Genomic DNA, 13,821 nt, shown 5'->3' with positions numbered 1-13,821 from the left:
TGACACCCCCAGCTAAGAGCAATGGCTTTTGAGGAACTGCTCGAAGATCCGGTCATTCAGAAGTACCTCCACGAACTCGTCGGACCGAAGGGGATGCCCGTCGCGGCGGCCCCGCCGGACGGCGAGGTCACCGACGAGGAGCTAGCTGAAGAACTCGGACTCGAGCTCAACGACGTTCGCCGGGCACTCTTTATTCTCTACGAGAACGACCTGGCGAGCTACCGACGGCTTCGCGACGAGGACTCCGGCTGGCTGACCTATCTCTGGACCTTCGAGTACGAGGAGATTCCCGAACAGCTCGAAACCGAGATGCATCGCCTGCTGGCCGCGCTCGAAGCCCGCTACGAGTACGAGATGGAAAACGAGTTCTACCTCTCCGAGGAGGCGGGCATCCGCTTCGAGTTCGGCGAGGCGATGGAGTTCGGCTTCCAGTGTCCGGAGACGGGCGCTGAACTGCAGCCGATGGAGAACACACGCCTGATCGAGGCGATGGAGGAGCGCATCGAACAACTGCGAGACGAACTCGGCGTCGAGAGCGCCGAAATCGAGGTCTAATGGTCGTCCTCGCGACGAAGTGTTACGTCAGCGGCGACGCCCGCGAGCGCACGCTCAAGTCCCTACGTTCGCTTCTCGACAACGCCGTCGGTGATCTCGACGTGACCGTCGATGTCGGCCTCAGAGACGACGGCTTTCCCGAGGTGACCCTGACCGGCGACGACGAGACGGTCGCCGCGAACCTCCTCGCCGAGGAGTGGGGAACGATTCCCGACTCCTTCGAGGTCGGCGAAACATACGTCGGGACGCTCGACTCCTGGGACGAGGACGCGCTCGTGCTCGATGCCGGCCGACCGATCCGAATCCCGAGTGACGAACTCGGACTCGGCCCGGGTGATCCCGAATCGATCCGAACCCGGTTCGGACTCGTCCAGCACGTGCCGCTGACGTTCGTTTACGACGAACCCCCGCGGTTGGCCGACAGCCAGCGTGACGAACTGTACGACTGGCAGCGTGGCAACGGCCGCGTCAACGTCAACAGCGCGACCCGGGCGGAGGTTCGGGCGACGGTCAACCGGGCCGGCCACGCCCAGGATATCGTCACCGTCGAGCGACTCGGTCTGCTCGAACAGAGCATTATCTGTGCGGAGGATACCGACCCGCCGGGGCTGCTCGCCGGAATCGGCGAGTACCTCCCGGCCGAACTGCTCTGTGTCGTCCCATCATAAATGAACAACAGACATCGCGCAGTGCTCGCGCTGGTCGCGCTGGTCTTCCTCTCCGGCTGTACGCTGTTCGGCGGCGGCGAAATCGACGACGAACAGCTCACGGGTGACCAGGAGTACGACTGGGACTCGAACGCGACGATGCGTATCAACCTGACCGTCGGCTCGAACACGTACGCGGCTGTCGTCGATGTCGAGGGCCAGTCCGAACTGGCGGTCTACCGGGAAGACACCTTCCGGGGCGAAACCTCGGTCGAGATAGGGGACTTGAAGTTCCGATTCTCGAACGGCACCGTCGTCAACGCGACCCACCCCGGACTCGGAGCCACGCGGAACCGGGACGAGACGACGATCCGACTGCCGGCGGAGAACGGGTCGGTCGGATACACCGCACCTCGGAGCGGCAAAAGTTGGAGCGGGCCCGTCCTCGTCGACGGCACGGTCCGGATGGAGTTGCCGAAAGGCACCCGCGTCGGACTGTGGGGGCTCTCCCGGGTGAATCCGACTCCGGACGAGAACACCGTCGCAAACGACCGGACGACGCTGGTCTGGAACGACATGAACGCCGGCGATCCGATCTCCGTTCGCTACTACCTCGTCAGGGACATGTACATCTTCGGCGGACTGCTCGCGGTGGTCGTCTCTGTCGGAATCGGTGGCGTCACCTACTACTATCGGCAGGTTCGGCGTGCCAAGAAGAAACGTGAGGATGTCGGGTTAGATGTCGAGATGGAAGACGACGACATCGGCGACGACGGGCCGCCGCCGGGGATGCGGTGACCGTCGCTGCGGCGGTCGGCCTCGGGAGTCAGTGCCCCTTTGTACCGTCGAGTCCGTACCGGCGTGTATGCGCGTTGCGCTGATCGCCGTCGGTGACGAGATTCTCTCGGGGGATACGGTCAACACGAACGCCTCGTGGCTGGCCGAGCGACTGACAGAGGCGGGAGCGACTGTCTCCCGAATCACCGTCGTTCCGGACGACGTGAGCGAGATTGCCCGCGTCGTCAACGAGTACCGGGCGGCCTACGAGAGAGTGATCGTCACCGGCGGGCTCGGACCGACACACGACGACATGACGATGGAGGCGGTCGCGGCCGCGTTCGGGACTGAACTGGCCGCCGACGAGGAGGTCGAACGCTGGCTGACGGAGGGCGGCGGCTACTCCGGCGACGACCTCGCGCCGGGCACGACGCACATCCCGGAGCGCGCGGAGATGCTTCCCAATCCAGAGGGCGTCGCCCCCGGCTGTACGATCGAAAACGTCTACGTCCTCCCCGGGGTTCCTGCGGAGATGCGGGCGATGTTCGAGTTGATCGCTGACGAGTTCGGCGGCACGCAGAAACACCGTGCGGTCGTCGAGGCGGCCGAACCGGAGAGTCAACTGCTGGACCGCGTGCGGGAGGTCCAGGAGCAGTTCGGGGTCAAGGTCGGGAGCTACCCCGGCGAGTACGTGCGACTGCGGATTCAGAGCACAGACAAAGACGCCGTCGAGGCCGCCGCCGACTGGCTGACCGAGCGTGTCGAATCTCCCGAATAAGAGCCGCCGTGCGCCTGCAGGGCGTTCTCACCGCGTGAGCGAACGCACCCACAGCGCAGCGAGAACGATCCCACCGAGAAGAACGACTGCAGCCGCGATGTTGATCGGTCCGGCGCCGACGCCAACCTGCGTCGCGTTCAGTACTGTCATGTACGATGCTGACAGGCGGGTGTAGTAAGGCGTTCCGGTTCGCTTTTGTCGGCTTCGCCCGTAGTGTCGGTGATGCGTCGACTCGGGTTCGTGGTCAACCCCATCGCGGGGATGGGCGGCCGCGTCGGACTCAAAGGAACTGACGGGAAAGTCGAAGAGGCGCGGGCACGCGGCGCGGAGATGCGCGCACCCGACCGGGCCGGGGAGATGCTCACAGAACTCGCTGACACCGGTGCCGAGGTCACGCTGTACACCTGGGGTGGTCTCATGGGCGAAGCGGAGGCCGTCGAGCACGGCTTCGACCCCGAAGTGCTCGGGCGCCCGGAACGCGAACAGACCACCCCCGAGGACACCCGCCGAGCAGTTCGGGCCTTTCTGGAGGCGGATCTCGATCTCGTATTGTTCGTCGGCGGGGACGGCACCGCGGCCGATGTCGCCGAGACGATTGCCGACGCCGGCGGGGATCTGCCGATTCTCGGCGTCCCTGCCGGTGTGAAGGTCTACTCGGCGGTGTTCGCGGTCACGCCGGAGGCCGCGGCTCACGTCGCCGTCTCCTTCGACTCCACCGAGCGCGCCGAGGTGAACGACATCGACGAGGACGAGTACCGCGAGGGAGAGGTCCACACTGAACTCCGGGCGCTGGCGACGGTCCCCGTCGCCCCGCAGCGACAGGGCGGCAAACAGCTCAGCGGCGGCACCGTCGAGGGCCTCGCGGAGGGGTTCGCAGAGGACGTGGAACCGGGCCGAACCTACATTCTGGGTCCGGGCGGCACCCTCGGCACGATCAAGGAGAAACTCGGCATCGACGGCACCGCGCTCGGCGTCGACGTGTACCGCGACGGCGAAGTCCTCGTCTCCGACGGCGCGGCCGATGATATCGCCGCGGTGCTGGGCGAGCGCAACACGGTGGTCGTCTCGCCGATTGGCGGCCAGGGGTTCATTTTCGGCCGCGGCAACCAACAGATCTCGCCGGAGATCATCCGTAACTCCGAGATCGAGATCGTCGCCTCGCGGCGGAAACTCGAAGACATCGGTGCGCTCCGCGTCGATACCGGCGACGAGGCGCTCGACGAGTCGCTGCGGGGCTGGCAGCGCGTGCGCGTCGGTCGGTACGAGACCCGACTCATGGAAGTACTCTGATTTCTCCACGAACCGACTGGAACAGTCCCCGGTCGCCCTTGGAGTGACCAAGGACGTATTGATAAGATTAAGGTAGCAGTGCGAACGTAAAGGGAGTATGGAAACGCGGAAAGTCCAGCGACTGGGACCGTCGACGCTTGCGATGACGCTGCCCGCGGAGTGGGCACAGGAGTACGATGTCGAGAAGGGAGACGAGGTGTCGCTCAGACTCGGCGGTAAGGGCACACTGACCGTCATGCCCGAATCCGTTCACTCAGAGGAGAGTGAGGCGGTGATCAACGCCAGCGGCCTCGGGGCAGACGCCGTCGAGCGCGCGATCGTCTCGCAGTACGTTCTCGGCCGTCGGGTCATCCACGTTCGTGCCGACGAGGGGGAAACGCTCGACAGCCAGCACATAAACGCCGTCTACAACGCCGAAACGCAACTGATGGGCCTCGGCGTCATCGAGGAGACGCCGGAGAACATCGCCATCCGGTGTTCGGTCGACCCGGAGGACTTCACGCTCGACAATCTGCTCGAACGACTGGAATCGACCGGGTCGACGATGCGAAACGAGGCAGTGAAATCGCTGGCCCACAGCAACCCCGACCTCGCACAGCGCGCGCTCAACCGCGAGCGGCAGGCGAACAAGATTTTCGTCCTTCTGCTTCGGCTGATCTTCACCTCCTACCAGAACCCGAACTTGGCCCGGGCGGTCGGCCTGACCGACGGCTTCCCGCTGATCGGCTACCGCTCCATCGCGAAGAATCTCGAACTGACCGCCGACAACGCCGAAGACATCGCTGACATCGCACTGGAGGCAGACGGCCACTCGCTGAACATCGACCAGTCGACGATGCGACGGATCCGGGAGTTCACCGACGAGGTGAACGAACTGACCGAACTCGCCGTCGAGTCGGCCGTCGAACGCGATTACGACGCCGCAATCGAGGTCAAACAGCGCTTCGAGGAGATCAGCACCCGCGAACAGGAGATTCTCGCGGACCTGCCCGAGATGGACAACCAACAGCTACTGCAGGTCCGGGAGGTACTCGTCAGCCTCGATCAGACCGCGCAGTACGCCGTCCGAAACGCCGAAATCGCGACGAACCTGGCACTCAACGAGGAATCGGACCACATCTCTATCGACTGAGCGACCCGTCCCGACGGTCCCCGCCGGTCATCGTTCCCCCGGTGGGTGAGATGGCGTCGCCTGACCGTCTCAGTCTGGACTCACTCCTGACCCGCTACGGTCGGTCGGATCCGGAATGTTACTCCGGTAGCTCTCGGCCGTCAACACGGCGTCTACCGCTCTGGTGTAGGCGGCCTCTCGCCACGTCCGGTCGGGCTGCCCGTCGGTTTTAAGTTCGGCAACTGCCTCGAACGCCGTCCGCATCTGTTTTCGGAGTTTCTCCTGAACCCGCCGTTCCGTCCAGTACTCGTTCGTCGTGTTCTGCACCCACTCGAAGTAGGAGACGGTGACGCCGCCGGCGTTGGCGAGGATATCGGGGATGACCGGTATCCCCTGCTCTGCGAGATACTCGTCGGCTGCTGGCGTCGTCGGCCCGTTGGCCATTTCGAGTACGGCCGCAGCCTGTATCTCGGCCATGTTCGATTGGGTGATCTGGTCCTCGATAGCCGCCGGGATCAACACGTCGACATCAGCCGTCAGCAGTTCCTCGTTGGATATCTCGGTCGCGTCGAACTCGAACAGGTCGTGTTCGCTCTCGTAGCCGTCGATCAGTTCGGTGACCGCGAGTCCGGTCGGATCACGGATCCCGCCGGCGGCGTTGCTGACCGCGACGACGTTGTACCCCCGGTCGTGGAGAAACCGCGCCAGGTGTGACCCGACGTTGCCGAAGCCCTGAATCGCCACGTCGATCTGACCGTCGATGTCGGCGTGGTCGACGAAGGCGTCGAGAATCTCGGCTCCGCCGAGAGCGGTCGCCGTGTCACGCCCCTCGCTGCCGTCCAGCGCGGGCGGCTTGCCCGTAATCGCACCCGGGGCGTGTTCGCCTTCGAGCCGTTCGTACTCGTCGCGCATCCAGGCCATGATCTGCGCGTCCGTGTTCACGTCCGGCGCTGGGATGTCACTCTGCGGTCCGATCGTGTCGTGGTACTCTCTGACGTACGCCCGCGAGAGCCGTTCGAGTTCGCCGGCCGAAAGCTCCGACGGGTCGACCTGCACCCCGCCTTTGGCGCCGCCGAATGGGATATCGACCACGGCGCATTTCAGTGTCATCAGGAAGGCGAGTTCGTCGACTTCGCTCTCGTTGACGCCGGGATGAAACCGAATCCCGCCTTTTGTCGGTCCCCGAGCGCCGTTGTACTGGATCCGAAAGGACGGGAACACGTCGATAGAGCCGTCGTCCATCCGGACGGGGATGTTGGCGTTGATCCGACGCCGTGGCTGGCGCAGTAGCTCGATGTCCTGATCGGTTAGTTGCGCGACCTCCGTAATCCGATCCAGTTCGACTTCACACACCTCACAGACGGTTTCGACCCCTTCTGGTCCCAGATCGCTATCCATGTCATCTGGTTACACTCCAGTGCATAAGAAGCTCCCTCACGCCAGTGTGATGTCTCGTCGACTTAGTCCTCGCCGCGGAGCTTGTATTTCTGGATCTTGCCGCTGGCGGTCCGGGGCAGTTCGTCGATGAACTCGACCTCCCGGGGGTGTTTGTACGCGGCGACCCGGTCGAGGAAGTACTGCTTGATCTCTTCCTCGGTGACCTCTTCGCCGGGCTCGACGCCCTCGCTCGGGACGACGAAGGCCTTGGGGACCTCGTTGCGGCGTTCGTCCGGAATCGCGACGACGGCCCCCTCCGCGACAGCCTCGTGTTCGGCCAGCAACTCCTCCAGTTCGCTCGGATAGACGTTGTAGCCGGCCGTGTTGATCATGTGCTTCTTGCGGTCGAGAATCTCGTAGTAGTTGTGCTCGTCCCGGCGGGCGATGTCGCCGGTTTTGAAGTAGCCACGCTCGGTAAACGCCGCCTCGGTCGTCTCGGGCATGTCGTGGTATCCCTTCATCACCTGTGGTCCGCGGACGAGTAACTCTCCCTGCTCGCCCGGTTGGACCTCTTCGCCGGCTTCGTCGACAATCTTGCAGTCCGTCAGCCGCGTCGGCTGGCCGACCGAGCCGTGTTTCGTCCCGTACGTCGAGTTCACCTGCGTGTGTGTCGCGCCGTGTGTCTCGGTCAGTCCGTACCCCTCGTCCATCTCGACGCCGGTCCCCTCCTGGAACCGTTCCTGTATCGCCTCGGGCAGTTTCGCTCCCCCTTCGGCGGCCATCTCGAGGCTCGTCAGATCGTAGGAGTCGAACTCCTCGTGTTCGACCATGTCGACGTACATCGCCGTCACCCCGACGAAGTGTGTGATCCCCTCCTCTTCGATGAGTTGCATCCCGGCCTCGCCCTTCCAGTTGGCCGCACTCCGGAGATAGACGCTGCCGCCTCGGAGCAGTGGCTGCCACGCCGTGTGGGTGAACCCGGTGATATGATACAGCGGCAACCAGACCAGACTCCTGACCTCCTCGTCGGGGATGTCGTTCGCCTGGCCGAGGGTCTGGAACATCTGCGCCCGGAAGTTCGCGTGGGTCAGTTCGACGCCTTTCGGCTTCCCCGTCGTCCCCGACGTGTACGGCAACAGCGCGATATCGTCGTCGTCCTGCTCGACGAACGTGGGGTCGCTGCGCATCTCCGAGAACATCTCCACGTCGTCGTCGCTGGCGGCGACTGCGACGACCAGCGGATCCCAGTCGATTTCGGCCAGCGCCTCCCTGAGATGGTCGAGCAGCGCCGTGTGTGTCAACACGACTGACGCCCCGGTATCCTCCAGTTGGTACGTCAACTCCCGCTTGCGGTACTGCGGATTCACCGGCGAGACCGCGACGCCGGCTTTGAACGCCCCCAGCGCCCCGGTCAAGTACGCCGGACAGTTCGGGAGATACTGCAGCAGTACGTCGCCGGGTTCGATCCCGTGGTCAGCGAGGGCACCGGCAAACGCGGCGCTCTCCGCGCTCAGTTCGTCGTGTGTGAGTGTCGTTCCGTGATACTCGACGGCGAGTGCGTCCCCGTGATGGCGTGCCGTCTCCTCGTGCAACCGCGCGGCGTTACCCGACCTCGCGGCCTCCGAAAGCTCACTGGCGTCCATGGCATATGCTCCCATAGCGTCGTGTTAAAAATTTCCCCGCTCATGGCCGGCCCGCGCGTCCACCGTCGGTCACGCCCCGGCACAGACGGCATCAGCACCTCGCAGACCCACACCCCTAACAGTAAGTGTCCGCACGCAGTATCTCCAACGAGATGGATCTGTACGAATCACTCGATCCGGACGACGGCGAGGTTCTGGACACGGAGTTAGTCGTCTCCGAGGATGTCCTCGTCAAGGCGTTCGCGCTGGGTCCCGGTGCGGAACTCTCCCCGCACGAGCACCCGGAATCGACGAACATCTTCCAGGTCACCGAGGGAACCGTGACGGTCATCCAGGATGGAACCGAGGCGGAAATCACCGCCCCCGGGATCGTCCATCACGACCGGGGGGTCTCCCACGGCGCACGCAACGAGACTGACGAGACGGTCGTTCTGACCGCCAGCCTCTGCCCGATGCCCGGTTGAACCACCGACCTAGCTAAACGACGAACGTTTATTAGTAACTCTCTCCAATTGACGGCCGAATGAGAGAACACGGCCCGGCGGCCGGCGATGACGACGTATCGCCGAGTCGGCGGGCGTTTTTACGGAATGTGGTCGCCGCGTCGGCACTCCTCGGCGCCGGAACCGCGGGCGCGGGCGAAGTGGCCGCGCAGACCGACGGCGCGACGTTCACCGTCACCGACCTCTCTCCGACCGTGGTCGAGACTCGGCCCGGCGGGGAGATCCGAGTGACAACGACCGTCCGTAACACCGGGACGGTCTACGGCAGCCAGTTGATCGAAGCCCGGTTAGCGGGTAGTGTCGTTTCGACCCAGCGGGTGGATCTCGCGGCCGACGCGAGCAGACAGGTGGCGTTTCGATTACCCGTTCCCGATGTCACGGACCGGCGGCGATTTACTTTCTCGGTCGCGAGCGAAGACAGTTCCGCAGAGGGGGTCGTCCTCGTCGTTCCGGACAACCCCGTCTTCTCGGTCTCGAATCTCCGCCCCCAGACCGCTACCGTCGAACCCGGCGAGGAGGTTCCCATCTCGGCGACGGTCACGAACACCGGATCGGGTACCGGAACCGCGCAGGTACGGCTTCTGCTCGATACGATCGATGCCGGATCCCAGGAGGTGACACTGGACTCCGGAGAGTCGGTCTCGGTCGAATTTTCGATTCCCGCCCCGGAGATAGACGACGAACGGACGTTCACTCACGCGATTCGCACCCCCGACGACGCTGTCGAGGGACAGCTAACGGTCGTGCCTCCCGACCCGGCGCAGTTCACCGTCGAGGAGATCCGACCGCAAAGCCTCTCTGTCGAACCCGAACAGCGGATCGACGCACTGGTCGGAACCATCGTGAACACCGGCGGACAGCAAGGGGAGCGACAGATCGAACTGGTGATCGGCGCCGAGACGGTCGAACGCCGAAGCATCAGGCTCTCTCCGAACGAGAGCACCACCGTCCGGTTCACTGACCTCCGGGCACCGGCCGACCCGGGAACGTACAGCTACGAGATCAGGACCGGGGACGACAGTGCCCTCGCTCAGTTCCGCGTCACCGAACCGCCGACTCCCCCGACCTCCGACGGTGGTACCGGCGACTCGGGGAGTGAACAGGGAGGCTCCGATGCGTCGGCCGACCCCGGACAGATTCTCAGCTCTCTGCCAGTCGATCCGACGAGCCCACCGGTCGCGGTTGCGCTCGCCAGCGGCGGCGCGGCCACGCTCATCGGCGGATACGCGTTGCTGTCGGGTGGCAGTTCCTCGGAGCGACCCGAGGAGTCGGCGTCTGCCGGAGGAGTCCCCTCCGGCGCGGGCCCGACCGACCCACAGGGAGCGTCCGCCGGTGCGGTCGAGCAATCCGTCTCCGAGGCGGAACTCGCCGACCGGATCGAGGAAATCGACCGCCTGCTCGACAACGCAGAGGTCCAACTCGAAGACGGTGACGACGAGCGCGCCCTCGACACCTGTAGCCACGCTCGCTCGCTCCTCGAGGAGACGCGTGCGGACGCCGGGGAGCGATACCCCGATATCGTCGCGATGGCAAACGACCGATTCGAGTGGCTTCGCCGCCTCGAAACCGATATCGAAGTCGCCGGCGGCAACGTCGCTCCGCTGCTCGAACGGGAAGTCCCGGCTCTGGCTAGTCTGACACGCCTCTCTAACACCGACGGTCTCAGCGTCCTCCGGGGCACGCACACGAACGCGCCCGGCGATGCCCGCGTCTACGCGCTCGCTGACGCCGACGACGACGCCGCGGATGCGTTCACGAACGCGGTCTCGAAGTGGTACAACGGCCACACGCACCCGAACGTCGTCTCGATTTACGACCGGGACAGCCGGCCGCAGCCCTGGGTCGCCGTGGAGGATTTCTCCGGGACACGGACCGTCGCGGATCTCGCCGGCACCGACCCCGAAGGCGTCGTCGCCGCCGTGACAGATGCCGCGGAGGCGATTCGGCGGATGGAACTGTACAACGTCCGCCACGAGGACCTGACCCCCGACGTGGTTCACGTTCTCGAGGGTGGCGAGGGCCCGCAGGGAGTCGTCGACGACTGGGGGCTTCGCCGGGCCGTCGTCGAAGCCCGCGGCGACGAGCGGATCACGGCATACACCGCGCCGGAGTTGCTCTCCGCCGAGTTCGACAGCGCTGCCGGCACCGTCGACATCTACGGGCTCGGTGCCGTCGCGTACTACGGACTCACCGGGGAGCCGCCGGTCGCCGCCGAGCGGTCGGCGATTCTCGACGGCGAAATCACGCCGCCGAGTTCGGTCGCCGATCTCCCCGCCTCGGTCGACGACCCGGTCATGCGCGCCCTCGAAACGGATCCCGGTGCCCGGTACGACTCCGCGTACGACTTCAGCCAGGCGCTTCGCTCCTCGCTCGACCGGTAACATCCGTGTCAGCGGAGACTGAAGTAGGCTCGGCCCCTACTTGTGGTATGGCAGATCCGTCACCGACACCGGGCATTCACCACGTCACCTGCGTCGCAGGCGACCCGCAGGCGAACATCGACTTCTGGGTGGAGACGCTCGGGCTTCGACTCGTCAAGCGGTCGATCAACCAGGACGACCCCGGAACGTACCACTTCTTCTACGCCGACAGCGAGGGCACACCGGGAACGAGTATGACCTTCTTCCCGTGGGAGGACCTCAGCGCCGGCAAGGTCGGCTCCGGGCAGGTCTCCCGAACCGCCTTCCGCGTTCCACCGGGAAGTCTCGACTTCTGGGAGGACCGCTTCGAGGAGTACGGCGTCGAGTACGACGACCGACTCGAACGGTTCGGGGAGACCGTGCTCCCCTTCAGCGACCCCGACGGGCTTCCGGTCGAACTGGTCGAGACGGAGATTCCGGACGACGACCCGACCGACCCGTGGACCGAGTTCGTCCCCGAGGAGCACGCCATCCGCGGCTTTCACTCGGTGACGCTGTGGGTGGCCGATCCGATTCCGACACAGGAACTGCTCGAAACGATGGGGCTCGAAGAGACCGGAACCGAACAGACCGACGCCGACGCGGGCGAGGAGCGAACCCGCTTCGCTGCGACGGGTCACGTGGGCAAGTACGTCGACGTCGTCCCGACCATCGAAGGGGGTCGACAGGGCCACGGCACGGTCCACCACGTCGCGTTCCAGACGCCGACCGACGAGGATCAGGACGCGATGCGGGCGGCGGTTCGCAAGGAGGGGCTGAACCCGACTTCGCAGATCGACCGCCACTGGTTCCGTTCGGTGTACTTCCGGGAGCACGCGGGCATCCTCTTCGAGTTGGCGACGAACGGCCCCGGGTACGACAGCGACGAACCCCTCGACGCGCTCGGTGAACGGCTCGTCCTCCCGGGCGAGTTCGAGGCCCAGCGGGACCAGATCGAAGCCAATCTCACGCCAATCGAGATTCCGACCGCCGAGCGGTAGCTCACGTCTCGTCGACGCGTTTGCCGGCCTCCTGCGGGACGACCCGGCGCTCGGCGTCCTCCCATTCCCGGTCCAGTTCCGCCCCCTCGAACAGTCGGTCGAGAAAGACCGCGAGAGAGGCCACCTCCGAGTGTGGCTGGTTCGTGACCCCGACGTTGTACTCCGCGTGCTCGTAGACGTCCCACGGCACCTTCTCCGCGCCGACGACGACGAGCACCGGATCGGTCTCGTGGGCGTCCCGAATCTCCGCCTCCACGTCCTGCACCGGAAGGCCGTACATCGTCAGATGGACGACGACGCCGTCGAACGCCTCGATCCTGTCGATCGGCCGTTCTGTCTCCTCCACGGCGAAGGGGCCGCCGAAGCGGTCCGTGATGTCTTCGATGGTATCGCGACGGCTCGCTCCGTCGTTGGCCAACACGACTCGGTCGGCACCGAGCGCCCGGGCGGTGAGTCCGACGTGGGTGGTCATGCGCTCGTCGCGCCCCGGGCGATGTCCCAGTCGCAGGACAGTCACGGGTGGTCTGTCCTGCATGAGTTACTCCGAGAGTTTGCTGTCGATGGTACTCCGGGCGTCAGCGAGCCCACTCATCACGCTCCCGTCCACGACGAACCCGGGAGTCGCTTCGACGCCGTACTCGACAGCCCGTGATCGGTCTGCTTGGACTCTCTCGTCGTGCGCTCGGTTCGCGGCCGCCTCCCGGACGGCCTCCGAATCGAGATTCAACTGGGCCGCGATCTCTCCGAAGATTCCCGGCGCATTGTTCCGGATCTGACTGCCGCTTTCCATCAGTTTGGATTTGTACTCCCAGAACACGTCCCCGCCGTAGAGCCGGTAGACCTCCCTGACGGCGCTGGCCGCCTGCCAGGAGGTCGCGTGAATGAACGGGAGGTCTCGGTGCTCGTACCGGATCGAGCCGGGGTCGAGATACTCCGATTTGACCTCCGGGAACTGCTCGGTGCTGTACTCCTGGCAGTGCGGGCAGTTGAAATCCTCGAACACTTCGAGGGTGACTGCCGCCTCGGGGTCACCGAGGACCGGCGGCCACTCGGGCGGTTCGGACAGTGTCTCGCGTTGCTCGCCCGACCCGCTGGTGCCGGGATCGGAGCTGCCAGTACAGCCGGCGAGCGCGACGGTCCCCGCCGCGACTGCTCCGAGAAACCGCCGTCGGGACGCCGGCCGACGGTCGGGTCCATCTGTTATCATAGCTAGGCGTTGTCGGACCACCGTATTGAGGGTCACGACTCGACGCTACCCGCCCGAGAGCTTCTTGCCGTCGAGTTTCTTCTTCTCGCCGCCGGCGGTCTTGATCAGCAGGGCGGCGCCGTCGTGACGCATCTCGACGATGTTGTAAATCTTCTCGGTATCGCCGACTTTGACGCGAGCGAGCCCCTCTTCGTCGATTTCGATAAACGTGATCGGGGCCTTCTGGCTGCCGAGAGTGACCTCCTTGTCGGCGATTTCGACCTGCTTCTGTTTCGTCTTCCCCCACTTGAACACGCACCGGTACTGGGTCCGCGAGGAGTCTGCTCTGTCGTGGTCGATCCGCTTGCGCGTGTCGAAATCGAACCCGCAGTGGTTCACCCACCGCTTGAAGTGAGTGTCGTCGAACCGCTTCATCGGTTTGCCGCTGTCGGTTGTGCGGGTCCACAGCATGTGTGCCTTCGACGGCCGCCCGCGAAAGCTCCCGATTTTCACACTCCCATCTCTGCGATGCTCCGATAAAAATTGTACTGATG

15 protein-coding genes are annotated in these 13,821 nt (G+C 64.9%); 9 read left to right on the top strand and 6 right to left on the bottom strand.

What is annotated here, in order from left to right:
* Nucleotides 1-21: 21 nt before the first annotated feature.
* The 4 genes from GRX03_RS13880 to GRX03_RS13865 all read left to right on the top strand — a co-directional run bounded on the left by GRX03_RS13880 (nt 22) and on the right by GRX03_RS13865 (nt 2,757).
* The gene (locus GRX03_RS13880; protein WP_159764804.1) at nt 22-555 is read left to right on the top strand and encodes a transcription factor; all 534 of its coding nucleotides are present in this window, start codon (nt 22-24) and stop codon (nt 553-555) included.
* Nucleotides 555-1,223 (top strand): DUF2110 family protein, encoded by a 669-nt coding sequence (locus tag GRX03_RS13875; protein WP_159764803.1) that lies wholly within the window; start codon nt 555-557, stop codon nt 1,221-1,223. The genes GRX03_RS13880 and GRX03_RS13875 overlap by 1 nt, the downstream gene beginning before the upstream one ends.
* Nucleotides 1,224-2,000 (top strand): DUF5803 family protein, encoded by a 777-nt coding sequence (locus GRX03_RS13870; protein WP_159764802.1) that lies wholly within the window; start codon nt 1,224-1,226, stop codon nt 1,998-2,000. It abuts the gene before it with no gap.
* A gap of 67 nt (nt 2,001-2,067) precedes the next feature.
* Complete coding sequence (locus GRX03_RS13865) at nt 2,068-2,757, top strand: competence/damage-inducible protein A (protein ID WP_159764801.1); 690 nt, start codon at nt 2,068-2,070, stop codon at nt 2,755-2,757.
* A 27-nt stretch (nt 2,758-2,784) separates the two neighbouring features.
* Here GRX03_RS13865 and GRX03_RS16930 read toward each other — a convergent pair whose 3' ends face one another.
* Nucleotides 2,785-2,907 carry a hypothetical protein gene (locus GRX03_RS16930; protein WP_267902786.1) on the bottom strand — a complete coding sequence of 41 codons (123 nt, stop codon included), beginning with the start codon at nt 2,905-2,907 and terminating at the stop codon, nt 2,785-2,787.
* 72 nt (nt 2,908-2,979) lie between these two features.
* On the opposite strand from GRX03_RS16930, the gene GRX03_RS13860 reads away from it, so the two are divergent.
* A complete protein-coding gene (locus GRX03_RS13860) occupies nt 2,980-4,047 on the top strand; it encodes an ATP-NAD kinase family protein (protein ID WP_159764800.1) in 1,068 nt (355 codons plus the stop codon).
* Between the two features lie 97 nt (nt 4,048-4,144).
* Complete coding sequence (locus GRX03_RS13855) at nt 4,145-5,179, top strand: phosphate signaling complex PhoU family protein (RefSeq protein ID WP_159764799.1); 1,035 nt, start codon at nt 4,145-4,147, stop codon at nt 5,177-5,179.
* A gap of 69 nt (nt 5,180-5,248) precedes the next feature.
* Here GRX03_RS13855 and GRX03_RS13850 read toward each other — a convergent pair whose 3' ends face one another.
* Both GRX03_RS13850 and GRX03_RS13845 read right to left on the bottom strand, forming a co-directional pair.
* Entirely contained in the window at nt 5,249-6,556 is a 1,308-nt protein-coding gene (locus GRX03_RS13850) for a Glu/Leu/Phe/Val family dehydrogenase (protein WP_159764798.1), read from the bottom strand.
* A 62-nt stretch (nt 6,557-6,618) separates the two neighbouring features.
* The gene (locus GRX03_RS13845; protein WP_159764797.1) at nt 6,619-8,178 is read right to left on the bottom strand and encodes a class I adenylate-forming enzyme family protein; all 1,560 of its coding nucleotides are present in this window, start codon (nt 8,176-8,178) and stop codon (nt 6,619-6,621) included.
* A 152-nt stretch (nt 8,179-8,330) separates the two neighbouring features.
* Between GRX03_RS13845 and GRX03_RS13840 the strand changes: the two genes are divergently transcribed.
* From GRX03_RS13840 to GRX03_RS13830, 3 genes are read left to right on the top strand one after another with little or no spacing between them, the layout of a single operon-like run.
* Complete coding sequence (locus GRX03_RS13840) at nt 8,331-8,642, top strand: cupin domain-containing protein (protein ID WP_159764796.1); 312 nt, start codon at nt 8,331-8,333, stop codon at nt 8,640-8,642.
* A 59-nt stretch (nt 8,643-8,701) separates the two neighbouring features.
* Nucleotides 8,702-11,062 (top strand): CARDB domain-containing protein, encoded by a 2,361-nt coding sequence (locus GRX03_RS13835; RefSeq protein ID WP_159764795.1) that lies wholly within the window; start codon nt 8,702-8,704, stop codon nt 11,060-11,062.
* Nucleotides 11,063-11,109: 47 nt separating this feature from the next.
* Nucleotides 11,110-12,081, top strand: coding sequence for a ring-cleaving dioxygenase (locus GRX03_RS13830; protein WP_159764794.1), 972 nt, complete (start codon nt 11,110-11,112; stop codon nt 12,079-12,081).
* 1 nt (nt 12,082) lies between these two features.
* Here GRX03_RS13830 and GRX03_RS13825 read toward each other — a convergent pair whose 3' ends face one another.
* The 3 genes from GRX03_RS13825 to GRX03_RS13815 are packed head-to-tail and all read right to left on the bottom strand — an operon-like array spanning nt 12,083 to nt 13,780.
* Nucleotides 12,083-12,616 (bottom strand): tRNA (cytidine(56)-2'-O)-methyltransferase, encoded by a 534-nt coding sequence (locus GRX03_RS13825; protein WP_159764793.1) that lies wholly within the window; start codon nt 12,614-12,616, stop codon nt 12,083-12,085.
* Between the two features lie 3 nt (nt 12,617-12,619).
* On the bottom strand, nt 12,620-13,288 hold the full coding sequence (locus GRX03_RS13820) for a DsbA family protein (protein ID WP_159764861.1): 669 nt from the start codon (nt 13,286-13,288) through the stop codon (nt 12,620-12,622).
* A 45-nt stretch (nt 13,289-13,333) separates the two neighbouring features.
* Nucleotides 13,334-13,780, bottom strand: a complete 447-nt coding sequence (locus GRX03_RS13815) for a hypothetical protein (RefSeq protein ID WP_159764792.1) — start codon at nt 13,778-13,780, stop codon at nt 13,334-13,336.
* Between the last annotated feature and the right edge of the window lie 41 nt (nt 13,781-13,821).

Origin of the sequence: Halovenus carboxidivorans (assembly GCF_009831575.1) — an archaeon.
Lineage (GTDB): Archaea > Halobacteriota > Halobacteria > Halobacteriales > Haloarculaceae > Halovenus > Halovenus carboxidivorans.
This window is presented reverse-complemented; position numbering and strand designations above follow the sequence as displayed.

Bases quoted from the DNA above. Each gene is read 5' to 3' on its own strand.
- GRX03_RS13880 (WP_159764804.1), top strand. From the start codon at position 22: ATGGCTTTTGAGGAACTGCTCGAAGATCCGGTCATTCAGAAGTACCTC.
- GRX03_RS13875 (WP_159764803.1), top strand. From the start codon at position 555: ATGGTCGTCCTCGCGACGAAGTGTTACGTCAGCGGCGACGCCCGCGAG.
- GRX03_RS13870 (WP_159764802.1), top strand. From the start codon at position 1,224: ATGAACAACAGACATCGCGCAGTGCTCGCGCTGGTCGCGCTGGTCTTC.
- GRX03_RS13865 (WP_159764801.1), top strand. From the start codon at position 2,068: ATGCGCGTTGCGCTGATCGCCGTCGGTGACGAGATTCTCTCGGGGGAT.
- GRX03_RS16930 (WP_267902786.1), bottom strand. From the start codon at position 2,907: ATGACAGTACTGAACGCGACGCAGGTTGGCGTCGGCGCCGGACCGATC.
- GRX03_RS13860 (WP_159764800.1), top strand. From the start codon at position 2,980: ATGCGTCGACTCGGGTTCGTGGTCAACCCCATCGCGGGGATGGGCGGC.
- GRX03_RS13855 (WP_159764799.1), top strand. From the start codon at position 4,145: ATGGAAACGCGGAAAGTCCAGCGACTGGGACCGTCGACGCTTGCGATG.
- GRX03_RS13850 (WP_159764798.1), bottom strand. From the start codon at position 6,556: ATGGATAGCGATCTGGGACCAGAAGGGGTCGAAACCGTCTGTGAGGTG.
- GRX03_RS13845 (WP_159764797.1), bottom strand. From the start codon at position 8,178: ATGGACGCCAGTGAGCTTTCGGAGGCCGCGAGGTCGGGTAACGCCGCG.
- GRX03_RS13840 (WP_159764796.1), top strand. From the start codon at position 8,331: ATGGATCTGTACGAATCACTCGATCCGGACGACGGCGAGGTTCTGGAC.
- GRX03_RS13835 (WP_159764795.1), top strand. From the start codon at position 8,702: ATGAGAGAACACGGCCCGGCGGCCGGCGATGACGACGTATCGCCGAGT.
- GRX03_RS13830 (WP_159764794.1), top strand. From the start codon at position 11,110: ATGGCAGATCCGTCACCGACACCGGGCATTCACCACGTCACCTGCGTC.
- GRX03_RS13825 (WP_159764793.1), bottom strand. From the start codon at position 12,616: ATGCAGGACAGACCACCCGTGACTGTCCTGCGACTGGGACATCGCCCG.
- GRX03_RS13820 (WP_159764861.1), bottom strand. From the start codon at position 13,288: ATGATAACAGATGGACCCGACCGTCGGCCGGCGTCCCGACGGCGGTTT.